This window comes from Denitromonas ohlonensis (assembly GCF_007625205.1).
GTDB lineage: Bacteria > Pseudomonadota > Gammaproteobacteria > Burkholderiales > Rhodocyclaceae > Nitrogeniibacter > Nitrogeniibacter ohlonensis.
Genome location: NZ_VMNI01000005.1, coordinates 111,447 through 124,743 on the forward strand (window position 1 = coordinate 111,447; position 13,297 = coordinate 124,743).

At 64.8% G+C, this 13,297-nt stretch carries 11 protein-coding genes and 1 tRNA gene; 7 read left to right on the forward strand and 5 right to left on the reverse strand.

The features are described from left to right. Positions 1-14: 14 nt before the first annotated feature. Both FHP89_RS05260 and trxB read right to left on the reverse strand, forming a co-directional pair. Positions 15-1,004 carry a Smr/MutS family protein gene (locus FHP89_RS05260; protein WP_144179535.1) on the reverse strand — a complete coding sequence of 330 codons (990 nt, stop codon included), beginning with the start codon at positions 1,002-1,004 and terminating at the stop codon, positions 15-17. A gap of 4 nt (positions 1,005-1,008) precedes the next feature. Continuing rightward, positions 1,009-1,968, reverse strand: a complete 960-nt coding sequence (gene trxB, locus FHP89_RS05265; RefSeq protein ID WP_144179536.1) for a thioredoxin-disulfide reductase — start codon at positions 1,966-1,968, stop codon at positions 1,009-1,011. Between the two features lie 226 nt (positions 1,969-2,194). Between trxB and FHP89_RS05270 the strand changes: the two genes are divergently transcribed. From FHP89_RS05270 to FHP89_RS05285, 4 genes are all read left to right on the forward strand, one after another. Further along, entirely contained in the window at positions 2,195-2,866 is a 672-nt protein-coding gene (locus FHP89_RS05270; protein ID WP_144179537.1) for a Crp/Fnr family transcriptional regulator, read from the forward strand. A 132-nt stretch (positions 2,867-2,998) separates the two neighbouring features. Then, positions 2,999-5,290: a DNA translocase FtsK gene (locus FHP89_RS05275; protein ID WP_144179538.1), complete on the forward strand. Its 2,292-nt coding sequence runs from the start codon at positions 2,999-3,001 to the stop codon at positions 5,288-5,290. A 9-nt stretch (positions 5,291-5,299) separates the two neighbouring features. Continuing rightward, a complete protein-coding gene (gene lolA / locus FHP89_RS05280) occupies positions 5,300-5,926 on the forward strand; it encodes an outer membrane lipoprotein chaperone LolA (RefSeq protein WP_313792205.1) in 627 nt (208 codons plus the stop codon). 48 nt (positions 5,927-5,974) lie between these two features. Next, on the forward strand, positions 5,975-7,282 hold the full coding sequence (locus FHP89_RS05285) for a replication-associated recombination protein A (RefSeq protein ID WP_144179539.1): 1,308 nt from the start codon (positions 5,975-5,977) through the stop codon (positions 7,280-7,282). 21 nt (positions 7,283-7,303) lie between these two features. Here FHP89_RS05285 and FHP89_RS05290 read toward each other — a convergent pair whose 3' ends face one another. Beyond that, the gene (locus FHP89_RS05290) at positions 7,304-7,567 is read right to left on the reverse strand and encodes a hypothetical protein (RefSeq protein ID WP_144179540.1); all 264 of its coding nucleotides are present in this window, start codon (positions 7,565-7,567) and stop codon (positions 7,304-7,306) included. 211 nt (positions 7,568-7,778) lie between these two features. On the opposite strand from FHP89_RS05290, the gene serS reads away from it, so the two are divergent. Further along, a complete protein-coding gene (serS, locus tag FHP89_RS05295; RefSeq protein WP_144179541.1) occupies positions 7,779-9,065 on the forward strand; it encodes a serine--tRNA ligase in 1,287 nt (428 codons plus the stop codon). On the opposite strand, the gene mltF is transcribed toward serS, so the two are convergent. Further along, positions 9,026-10,465, reverse strand: coding sequence for a membrane-bound lytic murein transglycosylase MltF (gene mltF, locus FHP89_RS05300; protein WP_144179542.1), 1,440 nt, complete (start codon positions 10,463-10,465; stop codon positions 9,026-9,028). The genes serS and mltF overlap by 40 nt on opposite strands. Positions 10,466-10,612: 147 nt before the next feature. On the opposite strand from mltF, the gene FHP89_RS05305 reads away from it, so the two are divergent. Further along, a complete protein-coding gene (locus tag FHP89_RS05305; protein ID WP_186300392.1) occupies positions 10,613-10,963 on the forward strand; it encodes a carboxymuconolactone decarboxylase family protein in 351 nt (116 codons plus the stop codon). A gap of 55 nt (positions 10,964-11,018) precedes the next feature. After that, positions 11,019-11,108: transfer RNA gene (locus tag FHP89_RS05310), tRNA-Ser, on the forward strand. A gap of 65 nt (positions 11,109-11,173) precedes the next feature. Here FHP89_RS05310 and FHP89_RS05315 read toward each other — a convergent pair. Further along, positions 11,174-13,240 carry a 3-hydroxybutyrate oligomer hydrolase family protein gene (locus FHP89_RS05315; protein ID WP_144179544.1) on the reverse strand — a complete coding sequence of 689 codons (2,067 nt, stop codon included), beginning with the start codon at positions 13,238-13,240 and terminating at the stop codon, positions 11,174-11,176. Between the last annotated feature and the right edge of the window lie 57 nt (positions 13,241-13,297).

A 13,297-nucleotide genomic window follows, 5' to 3' on the forward strand; every position in this document is an offset into this window, starting at 1 on the left:
GGCCGCTGTGCCGTTTACGGGGCGCGAATCTTGTCGGGGGCGCGCAGCAAGACGCGCAGGGCGCCGCTGCCGCCCTCGTTGGCGCGGGCCTGGCAGAAGGCAAGAATTTCCTCGCGCTGCGATAGCCAGCCTTTGGAGAGCTGCTTGAGAATGCCGACCTTGCCCGGCGAGCGCAGGCCCTTGCCATGCACGACCCGCACGCAGCGGATGCCACGGCGCAGCGCGCTGGCGAGGAACTCTGCCAGCGCGGTGCGGGCCTCGTCGCGGGTCAGGCCGTGCAGGTCGATTTCGCCCTGCACCACCCAGCGGCCGCGGCGCAGGTCGGTGAGCACGCGGCGCGGCAGCCCGGCGCGTAAAAATACGGCCTCGTCGCCCATGTCGAGCCGGTCTTCGAAGCTGAGCGGCGCTTCCATGCTCTCGCGCAGCGCGGCTTGCTCGTCGGCCTCACTCAGGCGGGGGGCAGCGACCGGTGGCGGGGTGGCAATATCGGCGCGGTTGGCGGGTTTGAGCGGCTGCGTGCCGCTGGCCAGCCAGGACATGATGTCGGTGGGTTGAGGCGTGCTGGGCTGAAGAATCCTGGCGGTTTCGGCGCGCGGCAGCGGGTCGAGCCAACCGCGATCGTCCTGCGGCAGCGGGACCACGTCCTGCATGTGGTGCTGAAACCAGGCGCCTTCGTCGTGTTCCGGCGGTGGCGCATGACGGCGCGGCAGGTCGTCGTCGGTGTCGACCGGCCGGGCTTTGGGGACGGGCCGCGGGCGTGGGGGGGTTATCTCGGCGCGGTTTGTGTCGGCGATGGGCTGGATGTCGCCCACGCTGGCGCGAAACAGATCGGGCGGCGGCAGGGTTTCGTCGACGGGCGGGGCGTTGGTGGCCGCCGGCGGGGCGACATGTTCCGAGGCCTTGTTTTTGTTCGGCTTGATCCGCTTGAGCGAGGCGAAGCGGGTGTCGGGCAAGCGCGCCGGCGACGCCGCTTGCGCGGCGGCGGGGCGACGCTTGCGTGCCATGGCCTCAGCCAGCCTGGGTCAGGCTGTCGAGGTAGCGCTCGGCGTCGAGCGCGGCCATGCAGCCGGTGCCGGCGCTGGTCACCGCCTGGCGATAGATGTGGTCTTGCACGTCGCCGGCAGCAAACACGCCGGGCACGCTGGTGGCGGTGGCGTTACCTTCGCGGCCGCCGTGGGTGACGATGTAGCCGCCTTCCATTTCGAGCTGGCCTTCAAAGATGTCGGTGTTCGGCTTGTGGCCGATGGCGATGAACACGCCCATCAGCTCGATATCTTCCTTGGCGTCGGTCTGCACATTGCGCAGGCGCATGCCGGTCACGCCCATGTTGTCGCCCAGCACCTCGTCGAGGGTGGCGAACAGCTTGAGCTCGATCTTGCCTTCGTCGACGCGGGCCATCAGCTTGTCGATCAGGATTTTCTCGGCGCGGAAGGTGTCGCGACGGTGCACCAGCGTGACCTTGCTGGCGATGTTGGCCAGATACAGCGCCTCTTCCACGGCGGTGTTGCCGCCGCCGACCACAGCCACCGGCTTGTTGCGGTAGAAAAAGCCGTCGCAGGTCGCGCAGGCGGACACGCCCTTGCCCATGAAGGCTTCTTCGGACGGCAGGCCGATGTATTTGGCGGTGGCGCCGGTGGAGATGATCAGCGCGTCGCAGGTGTACTCGCCCTGATCGCCGACCAGCCGGATCGGCTTTTCGTTGAGGTGCGTGGTGTGGATGTGGTCAAACACCATCTCGGTGTCGAAGCGCTCGGCATGCTTCTGGAAGCGCGCCATCAGGTCAGGGCCCATCACGCCATCGGCGTCGGCCGGCCAGTTGTCCACGTCGGTGGTGGTCATCAGCTGGCCGCCCTGAGCCATGCCGGTGATCAGCACGGGGTTGAGGTTGGCGCGTGCGGCATAGACGGCGGCGGTGTAGCCGGCCGGGCCGGAACCGAGGATGAGGAGTTTGTCGTGACGGGTGCTCATGGTGGTGGGTCTTCTCGATGGTGGAGTGACAGTAGCGGCAGATTATAACTGGAGCTGGCCTTGAGGCATTTCAAGCCGCCGATTTGTTGAGATATCTGGTTTTGCAGTGCCGGGGGGCGTTACGTTTCTATGAGAACGTGATAGTGTCGCAGTTGCCCGTTCGCAGTGAATCGCCCGTGGTCTCAGGGGCTTAGCGCCGGAGCAGCCTTACCGACAGGAGAGTTGTATGGTCCAGACGGCCGCGGTTTCCAACATCGCATTGCGTACTTTTCCGTTGTTTCAGGGGCTCAGTGATGAGCGCCTGGTGAGCGTGGCCCGTTGCGCCATGATGCGTCGTATACCGCGAGGCCAAGCTGTTGTGCGTGCGGGCGATCCGCCTGATTACGTCTATTTCGTGCTCACGGGCAGCCTCAAGGTGCTGGTGAGCGATGAAGACGGGCGCGAGGTGATTCTCACCATTCTCGGGCAGGGCGAGCTGTTCGGCGAGATGGGCATCTTTGAAGAGCAGCCGCGCTCGGCCTCGGTGGTGGCGGTGATGCCCTCCGATCTGGTGATGATCTCCAAGCACGACTTCAAGCAGCTGATGCGCGACGACTTCGACATCGCCTGGCGCATCATGAGCAACCTGGCTGACCGCCTGCGCAATGCCGATCGCAAGATCGAGAGCCTGGCGCTGATGGATGTGTATGGCCGCGTCGCCCATCTGTTGCTCGAAATGGGCGAAGAACAGGACGGCGAGATGGTGGTGGTGCGCAAGATCTCGAAGCAGGATATCGCCAAGATGATCGGCGCGTCGCGCGAGATGGTCAGCCGTGTCATGAAGGATCTCGGGCTGCAAGGCCTGATCGAGGAAACCCCGAACGGGATCATTCTGCGCGACCGCATCCAGGAACTCTGATCGCCGGTCGCCGTATCGGGCTTACGCCCCGTTACGCTTCGTTTCGTGGCCCGCCGCATAAGGCGGGCCGTTTTCGTATAATGCGGCAGTGTCTTCTGGCCGCTGTGTCGCACAGCGTGTGTGTGCTCCCCCATGGCGTCTCCGTCTCAAACCCGTTCCCGCAATCAGCCGCTGCCTGAGCGTATTGCCCATCTGCTCCAGGAAACCCGCTGGATTGTGCTGGGCGTTGTGTCCATTTATGTGGCGATGATCCTGCTCGGCTATAACAAGGCCGATCCGGGCTGGTCGCATGCCACCGAAGTGGCGCGGGTCACCAACCCTGGCGGGCGTTTTGGCGCCTGGCTGGCCGACGTGCTGCTCTACCTGTTTGGCGGCTCGGCCTGGTGGCTGGTGATCTTTCTCGGCTATGGCATTGCCTGGGGCTTCCGCCGTTTCCGGCACGAGTTCAACACCGACAAGCGCTCATTTTTCATCGTGATGGCGGGCTTTCTCGTTGTGCTGCTCGCCAGCGCCGCGCTCGAAGCGCTGCGCTTTCATTCCACGGGCGCCGGCTTGCCGCTGGCACCGGGCGGCCTCTTGGGCTCTGAGCTTGGCGCTGCTGCATTGCGCTACCTTGGCTTTACTGGCGGCACGCTGGTGTTGCTGGCGCTGATCGCCGGTGGCTTGAGTCTATTTACCGGTATTTCGTGGTTGTCGGCGACCGAGCGTCTCGGGCTGTGGCTTGAACAAACCTGGCTGACCTTGCAGCGCGGTGGCCAGGCCTGGCGTGATCGTCGCGCTGGCCGCGAGCTGGCGCAAAAGCGCGAGGCGGTGGTCAAGACGCGCCGCGAAAAGGCCGAGCGTACGCCCGCCTCGCCGGTGCGTATCGAGCCGGCGGTGGCGGTGGTTGTGCCGTCCGAGCGGGTGCAAAAAGAGCGCCAGCAGAATCTGTTTGGCGCGGCCGGCGACGGCGCTTTGCCACCGGTGTCCTTGCTGGACGAAGCTTCGCAGGACGTGACGCCGCCCAGCGCCGAAACGCTGGAGTTTACCTCCCGCTTCATTGAGCAGAAGCTGGCGGACTTTGGCGTTGAGGTGAAGGTGATTGCGGCCTATCCCGGCCCGGTGATCACCCGCTACGAGTTCGAGCCGGCGGTCGGCGTGAAGGGCGCGCAGGTGGTCAATCTGGCCAAGGATCTGGCGCGCGCGCTGTCGCTGATCTCGATCCGCGTGGTCGAGACCGTGCCGGGCAAATCGTGCATGGCGCTCGAGCTGCCCAACCCCAAACGCCAGACCGTGCGCCTGTCGGAGATTCTGGGCTCCAAGGCTTACCACGACATGCACTCGCCGCTGACCATCGGCCTGGGCAAGGACATCTCCGGTAATCCGGTGGTGGCCGATCTGGGCAAGATGCCGCACTTGCTGGTGGCCGGTACGACTGGTTCGGGCAAGTCGGTGGGTATCAACGCCATGATCCTGTCGTTGCTCTACAAGAGTGAGCCGGACAAGGTGCGGCTGATCATGGTCGACCCGAAAATGCTCGAATTGTCGGTGTACGAGGGCATCCCGCACCTGCTCGCGCCGGTGGTCACCGACATGAAGCATGCCTCGAACGCGCTCAACTGGTGCGTGGCCGAGATGGAAAAACGCTACAAGCTGATGGCCGCCGTGGGTGTGCGCAATCTGGCCGGCTTCAACAAACAGGTCGCCGAGGCCCGCAAGGCCGAAAAGCCGCTGACCAATCCTTTTGCCATCAACCCCGACAACCCCGAGCCGCTCGACACCTTGCCGCACATCGTGGTGGTGGTCGACGAGCTGGCCGACATGATGATGGTGGTCGGCAAGAAGGTCGAAGAGCTGATCGCCCGTCTGGCGCAAAAGGCGCGGGCGGCCGGCATCCATTTGATTCTCGCCACCCAGCGCCCGTCGGTGGATGTGATCACCGGCCTGATCAAGGCCAACATCCCGACGCGCATGGCCTTCCAGGTGTCGTCCAAGATCGACTCGCGCACCATCCTCGACCAAATGGGTGCCGAAAGCCTGTTGGGTATGGGCGACATGCTCTACCTGCCGCCGGGCTCCGGCCTGCCGATGCGGGTGCATGGCGCCTTCGTGGCCGACGATGAAGTGCACACCGTGGTCGAATTCCTCAAGAAGCAGGGCGAGCCCGATTACATCGACGGCATTCTCGATGCGCAGGAAGAATCTGGCGACGGCATGAGCAGCGTCGACGGCGAGGATGTCGAAGCGGATCCTTTGTACGATCAAGCGGTCGAAGTGGTGGTGAAAACACGTCGCCCGTCGATTTCGCTGGTACAGCGTCATCTGCGTATCGGTTACAACCGGGCGGCCCGACTGATTGAACAAATGGAACGCGCCGGGCTGGTCTCCTCGATGGGGAGCAATGGCAACCGTGAAGTGCTCGCCCCGGCGCGCGAGGAGAATTGATTGAAGCACGTGTGTAGAAGCGCGAGCCGCTGGCTCGTGGCCGCGATGGCCGTCGGGCTGTCGAGTGCGGCGCTGGCCGAATCGGGCGTGGTGTTGCTGAAGCGTTTCGTGCAGCAGACCGAGCGCGCCGAGGGGCAGTTTGTGCAGTCGGTGTATCGGCAGAACGGCGGCCGCGGTGAGCAGTCTGACGGCAGCTTTGCCTTCGAGCGCCCCGGCAAGTTCCGTTGGGAATACACCAAGCCCTATCCGCAGTTGCTGGTCGGTGATGGCAAGAAGATGTGGGCCTACGACCCCGAGCTTCAGCAGGTGACCATTCAGACGCTGGGCGACGCGCTGGGCGCCACGCCCGCCGCGATCCTGGCTGGCAAGGATGAGCTCGACAAGAACTTCACTCTCGAAGACGGCGGCCGGATGAACGAGCTCGACTGGGCCGTGGCCACGCCGCGCGCCGCCGACAGCAGCTTTGCGCGCATGAAAATGGGTTTTGCCAACGGCCAGCTGGTGGCGATGGAAATCCAGGACAACTTTGGCCAGACCACGCTGCTGCGCTTTACCGAGTTCAAGACCAACCCGGCGCTCAACGCCAGCCTGTTCAGCTTCACCCCGCCCAAGGGCGTGGATGTGGTTGGCGAGTAAGCGGCGCGCGCGGTGAGTTCCGGCGATCTGTTTTCCGCCGAGCCGGTCATGGCTCAGCCGCCGACCGGCAGCATCCCGCTGGCCGAGCGCCTGCGCCCCGCGACGCTGGACGACGTCGTCGGCCAGGCGCATTTACTGGGCGAGGGCAAACCGCTGCGCCTCGCCTTTGCCTCGGGGCGGCTGCATTCGATGATCCTGTGGGGGCCGCCGGGCGTAGGCAAGACCACGCTAGCGCGCCTGATGGCTGAGGCCTTCGAGGCTGACTTCATCGCCTTGTCGGCGGTGTTCTCGGGCGTCAAGGACATCCGCGAAGCGGTGCAAAAAGCCCAAGTGGCGCGCGATCTTGGCCGCCACACGATTCTTTTCGTCGATGAGGTGCACCGCTTCAACAAGGCACAGCAGGACGCGTTTCTGCCCTTCGTTGAGCAGGGGCTGCTGACCTTCATCGGCGCCACCACCGAAAACCCTTCGTTTGAAGTCAATGCCGCGCTCTTGTCGCGAGCCGCGGTGTATGTGCTCAAGTCGCTCGACGAGGCCGAGCAAATGGTGTTGTTCGAGCGCGCCCGCCACACCGCGGATGCCGCGCTGGCGATCGAAGACGCCGCACGCGACCGCCTGATCGGCTTTGCCGACGGCGACGGCCGGCGGCTGATTGGCCTGGTCGAGCAATTGGCGATTGCGGCGCAGACCGCCGCGGTCAATCCGGTGACGACCGAGTTTGTCGATCAGGCCTTGTCGCGCAATCTGCGTCGTTTCGACAAGGGCGGCGATGCCTTCTACGACCAGATCTCGGCCATGCACAAATCGGTGCGCGGCTCGGATCCCGATGCCGCGCTCTACTGGCTGTGCCGCATGCTCGATGGCGGCGCCGATCCGCGCTATATCGGTCGGCGCCTGGTACGCATGGCCAGCGAAGACATCGGACTGGCTGACCCGCGCGCGCTGGAAATGACCTTGCAAGCCTGTGCCGCTTACGAGCGGCTGGGGTCGCCGGAGGGCGAATTGATGTTGGCGCAGGCCACGGTGTTTCTGGCCTGCGCGGCCAAGTCGAACGCGGTGTACACCGCCTACAAGGCGGTGCGCCGCTTTATTGCCGAAGACGGCTCACGCCCGGTGCCCATGCATCTGCGCAATGCCCCCACCAAGCTCATGAAAAGCATGGGCCATGGCGACGGTTATCGCTACGCGCATGACGAGGCCGATGGCTACGCTGCGGGCGAGCAGTATCTGCCCGATGGCGTCGACGCGCAGCCGTGGTACCAGCCCACCGACCGCGGCATGGAAGCGCGCATTCGCGAAAAGCTCGATCGCCTGCGCGCACTCGATCGCGGCGCAGGCAAGTCTGAACGCGGTTGATCCGCGCCGTCGTGGCGAGGCTCAATGCGTTGTCGGATGGTCGGCAATGAAGCGGGCGATGACGGCGCGGGCTCGCACTGCCTTATCGACCTGGCCGGTGCGCTCGGCCCGATCCACCAGATCGGCCATATAGCGCGACAGCAGCAAGACACCTTCGGGGGTTTGCACCAATCCGCAAGCGACCTGCGCGGCCGCAACGTCCGGGATGCCTTCGTGTTCGGCGATGAGGGCGACCTCATCGTCCGTGATATCGCAATAGTCCAAGCAGTCACGCATGGATAGCATGGCGTTCTCCTCCAGTCCTTTATTTGGGCACTCTGACCTGGCCCGTTCTTTTTTGGTTCTTATCTACTCAGGATAAGCCACCGATCGGACATGGCAAATTCCGAATTTCTCTCGGTTTGTTTCCTGCCATAGCACCCTTCAATGGTGCGTCGCAGCGGTTTAGAATAGACGTTTCCATTCCGGCGTCCTGCGCTTTGCGCGGGCTGAAGACATGCTCGACATCCAACAACTCCGCTCCGACATCGACACCGTGGCCACCGTGCTGGCAAGCCGCCGCGTGACGCTCGACACCGCCACCTTCAACACCCTGGAGGCCGAGCGCAAGCAGCTTCAGACCCGTACGCAAGAGCTGCAGGCCAAGCGGAATGCGCTGTCCAAGCAAGTGGGCATGCTCAAAGGCAAGGGCGAAGACGCCTCCGCCGTGCTCGCCGAGGTCGGTGGGATTGGCGATGAGCTCAAGGCCAATGAACTGGCGCTGACCGACTTGCTGGCCCGGATCGACGCCTTCATGGCCGCGTTACCCAACCTGCCGGCCGACGATGTACCGGTCGGGGCGGACGAATCGGCCAACGTGGAAGTGTCGCGTTGGGGTACGCCGCGCGAGTTCGACTTCGAAGTCAAAGACCATGTCGACGTCGGCGCGGGGCTGGGCGGGCTGGACTTTGAAACCGCGGCCAAGATCTCCGGCGCACGCTTCGCCATGATGCGCGGCGGCGTGGCGCGCCTGCACCGCGCGCTGGCGCAGTTCATGCTCAACACGCATATCGCCGACCACGGCTACACCGAAATCTACACGCCCTACCTGGTCAACGCCGACAGCATGTATGGCACCGGCCAGCTGCCCAAGTTTGAAGAGGACCTGTTCTCCGTGCCCAAGGCCGATGGTGGCAAGTTCTACCTGATCCCGACCTCCGAAGTGCCGGTCACCAACGTTGTGCGGGGCGAAATGCTTGCCGCCGAGACCTTGCCGCTCAAGTTCGTCTGCCACACCCCGTGCTTCCGTTCCGAAGCCGGCTCATACGGGCGTGACACCCGCGGCATGATCCGCCAGCACCAGTTCGACAAAGTCGAGTTGTTGCGTATCGAGCATCCGGACAACTCCGCCGCTGCGCTGGAAGAGCTATCAAGCCACGCCGAGGCCATCCTGCAAAAGCTTGAGTTGCCGTACCGCAAGATCGTGCTGTGCACCGGAGATATGGGTTTTGCCGCGACCAAGACCTACGACCTGGAAGTGTGGCTGCCGGCCCAGCAGACCTATCGTGAGATCTCGTCCTGCTCCAACTGCGGTCCTTTCCAGGCGCGTCGCATGCAGGCGCGCTTCAAGGATGCGCAGGGCAAGAAAGGCCTGCTGCACACGCTCAACGGCTCGGGCCTCGCGGTGGGCCGCACGCTCGTGGCCGTGCTCGAAAACTACCAGCAAGCCGATGGTTCGGTGGTGGTGCCGGCGGTGCTGCGCCCCTACATGGGCGGGCTGGAGGTGCTGACGCCGGCGGCCTGAGCACCTCGGTTGGGCACCGGCGTGGTCGGCGGGAGTAAAGCCTCGGCGCCGGCCGGCGCGGTGTCCAGACGGCGCAGGATGTCGAAAAAGGCGCGCACGTTTTCCGTCATGTGCACGGCCTCGCCGCCGCGCGCCGGCCCGGCCTTCAGGCGACGCGCAAAGCTGGGTCGGGACATCAGCGGCAACAGCGTGCGCAGCGACACCCAGGTCAGGTTGTCGCGCCCCATGGTGTTGGCGATCTGGCGCGCGCCACGCAGGTGCCCAAGCCCCAGGTTGTAGGCCGCCACCGCCATCCAGGTGCGGTCGGGCGCCTGCACGTCAGCGTCAATCGAATCGAGCATCAGCTTGAAGTTTTTTGCGCCGCCCATGATGCTCTGTGCAGGGTCCAGCCGGTCGCGCACTTTCATCCGTGTCGCGGTCTCTTCGGTCAGCATCATCAAGCCGCGCACGCCGGTGGGTGAGATGGCAAACGGATCCCATTGGGACTCCTGGTAGCCAATGGCGGCCAGCAGTCGCCAGTCGAGCCCGGTTTTCTCTCCGGCGGCTTCAAACATGGCGCGATAGCGCGGTAGCCGGGTCTGGATGCGGTCCACAAAGGCCGCGATGTCGATCGCGCTCAGGCGCTGAATATGGCCGAAGTAGCGATCTTCCAGCCGGGTAATCGTGTTGTCTTCATGCGATCGAATAAGGAAGCGTCCGACGGTGTCGAACAGTTCGGCCGATGCCGCAGTGTCGGGCAGCGCCCAGGCCATCGCGGCCGTGCCCGGCAAGGCGCTCACTTGCTGTAGCTCCGGGCGCAACTCGGCGGCCAGCGCCAGGTGTGCTTCATCGGTGGCCAGCAAGGCAATGCGCCCGTCGGCGACCGCGGCCAGCAAGACCTGATCGGGTTGGCCGGCGACCGTGTTGATGCGCATCGACGGCACTTCGTGCTGAAGCTCTCGCAGGCGGCGCGCCGCGAGCGTGCCTTTGCGGGCCGTCACCGTTTTGCCGGCGAGATCCTGAATCGACTGAATGCTCGATGCCGCCTCGCCAGTGCCCGCGATCAGCAATTTGAGTTCTCGCACAATGGGCGACCAGCGCACATGGCGGGCCTTGTCGTTTCGGCCCAGCGCGGCTGCCGCCATATGGGCATCGCCGCGTTGCACAGCCTCCAGCGCGCGGGCTGCACTGGGATAAATGATGAATTTCACCGGCACGCCCAATTCGGCGGCCAACTCTTCGAGCAGATCATGTTCAAACCCGCTCGCGCCGTCATCCGGCTCTTTGCGGTAGGTCACCGCATCGACGCGCGTCGCCACCCGCAGCTCGCCCAGTGTTCGGAAGTCGACAATGACCGGCGCCTCGCCGCGCGGGCAGCCGGTAAGCAGGAAGGCGATCAACACAAGCAGCAGGGCGCGCATGGACAAACTCCCGTTCAGGGAGCTGATTGTCGCCGGAGAGTGTGGGAGTCGCAAATCGACTGGATCAAGGCAATCCATACGCGGTGGTATGTTTTCGAAAAATTCGATAAAATGAATATTCGAAAACGCTTATGAATGGAGTTGGCCGTGAGCAAGTCGTTCAAACAGATCACCAGTGATGTATCCAAAGGCCTCGAAGCCATGCACAAAGAGGTGCCCGACACCATGAAGGGCTTCTCCGCCATGGCCAAGGCAGCGCTCGCCGGGGGTAGCATCGACGCGCTTCACAAAGAACTGATCGCGCTGGCCATCGGCGTATCGTCGCGTTGCGACGCCTGCATCGGCTACCACATCAAGGCGTTGATCCGTCTGGGCGTGAGCCGCGAGCAACTGATGGAAACCCTCGCCATCTGCACCTACATGGGTGGCGGTCCGACCCTGATGTACGCCGCTGAAGCGGTCCGTGCCTATGATGAAATGCTTCCTCAACACGCCTGACGCACGTCAGAGGTGCTTTTTTTCCAGAACCTTTCTATAATGCCGTCCTTCGAGCGGAGAGGTGGCAGAGTGGTCGAATGTACCTGACTCGAAATCAGGCGTACGTGCAAGCGTACCGAGGGTTCGAATCCCTCCCTCTCCGCCAGTAACTCAACAAAAAGCGGCCTTCGGGCCGCTTTTTGTTTGGGTGCGCCTCCTGCAAGGCTTACCTCAGTTGGGGATGCTCACGGTGCCGCGATGGGCTGCGATCCGGTCGCCGGATGCAGGGTGCATCTGGATCGGCGGCAGGTTGCCCAGGGTGATGGCGGGCGCGGCGCCGGGTGAGCCGCCGCGCGGGGTGGTGCGCACCACCTGCGAGGGCGGCAGGGCGGCGCCTTCGGTGAGGTGCTTCCACATCATGTCGAGCGCCACACCGCCGTAGTAGTGCAGCGGGATGAAGCGGGTATCGTAGCCGGGGAAGGGCAGGAAGGCTTCGAAGTGCTGGGCGTTGGTGACCTCGATGTAGCTCAGCTGGCTGCGCTTGCCTTCGGCCAGGCTGTTCAGGCCGAGGTAGGGGCGCGAGGTGTGGTTGACCGGCACCAGCGCGTCCGCCCGGCCATGCACGATCAGCGTCGGCTTGCCATGCAGGCGGCCGTTGACCTCGGTCTGGGCGATGCTGTGGCGGACGCGCTTCTCGTCGAGCAGCTCGCGCAGACACAGGGCGCCATCCCAGTAGTAGTCGGCCAGACCGGTGCTGGCGGAGACGGCGAGCGCCTCGCGGATCGGGCCGTTGGCGGCGCCTTCGGCGATCAGGTTGATGCCGGTGGACGGCGGCACGCCGTTGTTCAGGCTCCACAGCGTCGGCATGGGGCTGGCAGCCGGTGCGGCGGGCAGGCCGGCGGCGTCGGTGGTGCCCATCGAGTAGCCGCACAGGTTGGCGGTGACCGGTGCGCGCATGAAGGCATTGGCGTAGGTCAGGCTGACGGCGGTGCTCACCGCGAAGCCGAAGTGCGAGGCGTGCAGCAGATTGCTGTCGGCTTCCCAGCCATGGGCTTGCAGTTTGGCCAACGCGTTTTCGGACTGCTCAATCAGGGTGTTGCCCGAGATCTCTCCGGCGGCGACCAGTGCGGCACAGCGGTTGGCACCGAAGGCCGGGACCACGAAGCTCACGAAGGGGCTGTCGGCGACTGAGGGGGCGAGCGCGGCGCAGGGCTGCACCAGGTTGGCGTAGGTGGTGTAGTCGTACAGCGGCAGGCCGCTGGCGGGCACGGGCATGCCGCCGCGCTTGACGGTGACGCCTCGGCGCATGTCGACGTTGATCTGCGGCTCCTGCGCGACCACGGCGTCGATCAGGCCGCGGTGGTCGGCTTCGGCGGCGGCAATGACCGCGCCGCCGCCGTTGGACACGCTGGCGGCGATCACCAGGGTGTTTTGCGGGCGATAGCCGGCGTGCTTGCCGCGGTGATGCTTGCCACGCTCTGGCTGGTGGTAGCGATTGAGCACATCGAAGGCGAACTCGATGCCGGCCAGGGTGGCGTCGCCCCAGGCGCGCTCCGGGTTGTCCTGCGAGTGCGCGTGTTTCATGGCGTAACGGTTGGGGTGCTGCGCGATGTAAGCCTGGCGGGCCGGTTCGCTGATCTCGGCGCGGAAGAGGGCGCTACGGCGGGCGTCCCGGGCGTCGGCCAGCGTGCCGTCGGGCAGGGTGACGATGTTGGTGTCCAGCTCATGGCCGCCGGCGCCGGTGCCCTTGTCGGTGTAGGCCACGGCGCAGCCGCGCTTGAGTGACCATTCGCCGGTGGTGCCGATGGCGCCATACACACCGCGCGAACCGCTCGACGGGGCGGCGACGATGCACGGCTGCTCGGGGTTGAAGTGCGCGGGCACCTGCACCAGCAGGGTCACGCTTTTGACGCCGCGAACATGCTGGCTGGTGCGGTATTCGGTGCCGGGGATCAGGCCTTCGCCGAGGGTGTCGTTGCCGTCGAGGTCGATGTTGGGGCCGAACAGCCGGCCATAGCCGCCATTGCTGGTGGTGTCGATGAGGGCGCGGTAGTTGGCCCAGATGTTGAGGCGGCGCAGCTCGGCCGCGGTGGGCGCGAGCGGGTTGGCGATGGCGGGTGCGACAGCCGAGGCCAGGCCGGTCTTGCCCAGGCCGGCGCTGAGCAGGTCGTCGTTGCCCTCATGGGTGGTGATGGTGATGTTGTGGTGGCCGCCTCCGGGTAAACCCGAGGTGGCCGAGGCGACGCCCGGCGCGAGCAGCAACGCCCCGGCCAGACCGAACAGCAGTTCGTGTTTCATGTTTCCTCCTTGCGTGGGTGTCCCGACATGTCATTGTGTTTTCTGTCGGTGCGCTAC

What these genes read in the sequence shown, in the direction of transcription:
- FHP89_RS05290 (WP_144179540.1), bottom strand. Translation starts at nt 7,567, where the DNA reads ATGCTATCCATGCGTGACTGCTTGGACTATTGCGATATCACGGACGAT.
- FHP89_RS05275 (WP_144179538.1), top strand. Translation starts at nt 2,999, where the DNA reads ATGGCGTCTCCGTCTCAAACCCGTTCCCGCAATCAGCCGCTGCCTGAG.
- FHP89_RS05285 (WP_144179539.1), top strand. Translation starts at nt 5,975, where the DNA reads ATGGCTCAGCCGCCGACCGGCAGCATCCCGCTGGCCGAGCGCCTGCGC.
- FHP89_RS05270 (WP_144179537.1), top strand. Translation starts at nt 2,195, where the DNA reads ATGGTCCAGACGGCCGCGGTTTCCAACATCGCATTGCGTACTTTTCCG.
- mltF (WP_144179542.1), bottom strand. Translation starts at nt 10,465, where the DNA reads ATGCGCGCCCTGCTGCTTGTGTTGATCGCCTTCCTGCTTACCGGCTGC.
- FHP89_RS05260 (WP_144179535.1), bottom strand. Translation starts at nt 1,004, where the DNA reads ATGGCACGCAAGCGTCGCCCCGCCGCCGCGCAAGCGGCGTCGCCGGCG.
- serS (WP_144179541.1), top strand. Translation starts at nt 7,779, where the DNA reads ATGCTCGACATCCAACAACTCCGCTCCGACATCGACACCGTGGCCACC.
- trxB (WP_144179536.1), bottom strand. Translation starts at nt 1,968, where the DNA reads ATGAGCACCCGTCACGACAAACTCCTCATCCTCGGTTCCGGCCCGGCC.
- FHP89_RS05315 (WP_144179544.1), bottom strand. Translation starts at nt 13,240, where the DNA reads ATGAAACACGAACTGCTGTTCGGTCTGGCCGGGGCGTTGCTGCTCGCG.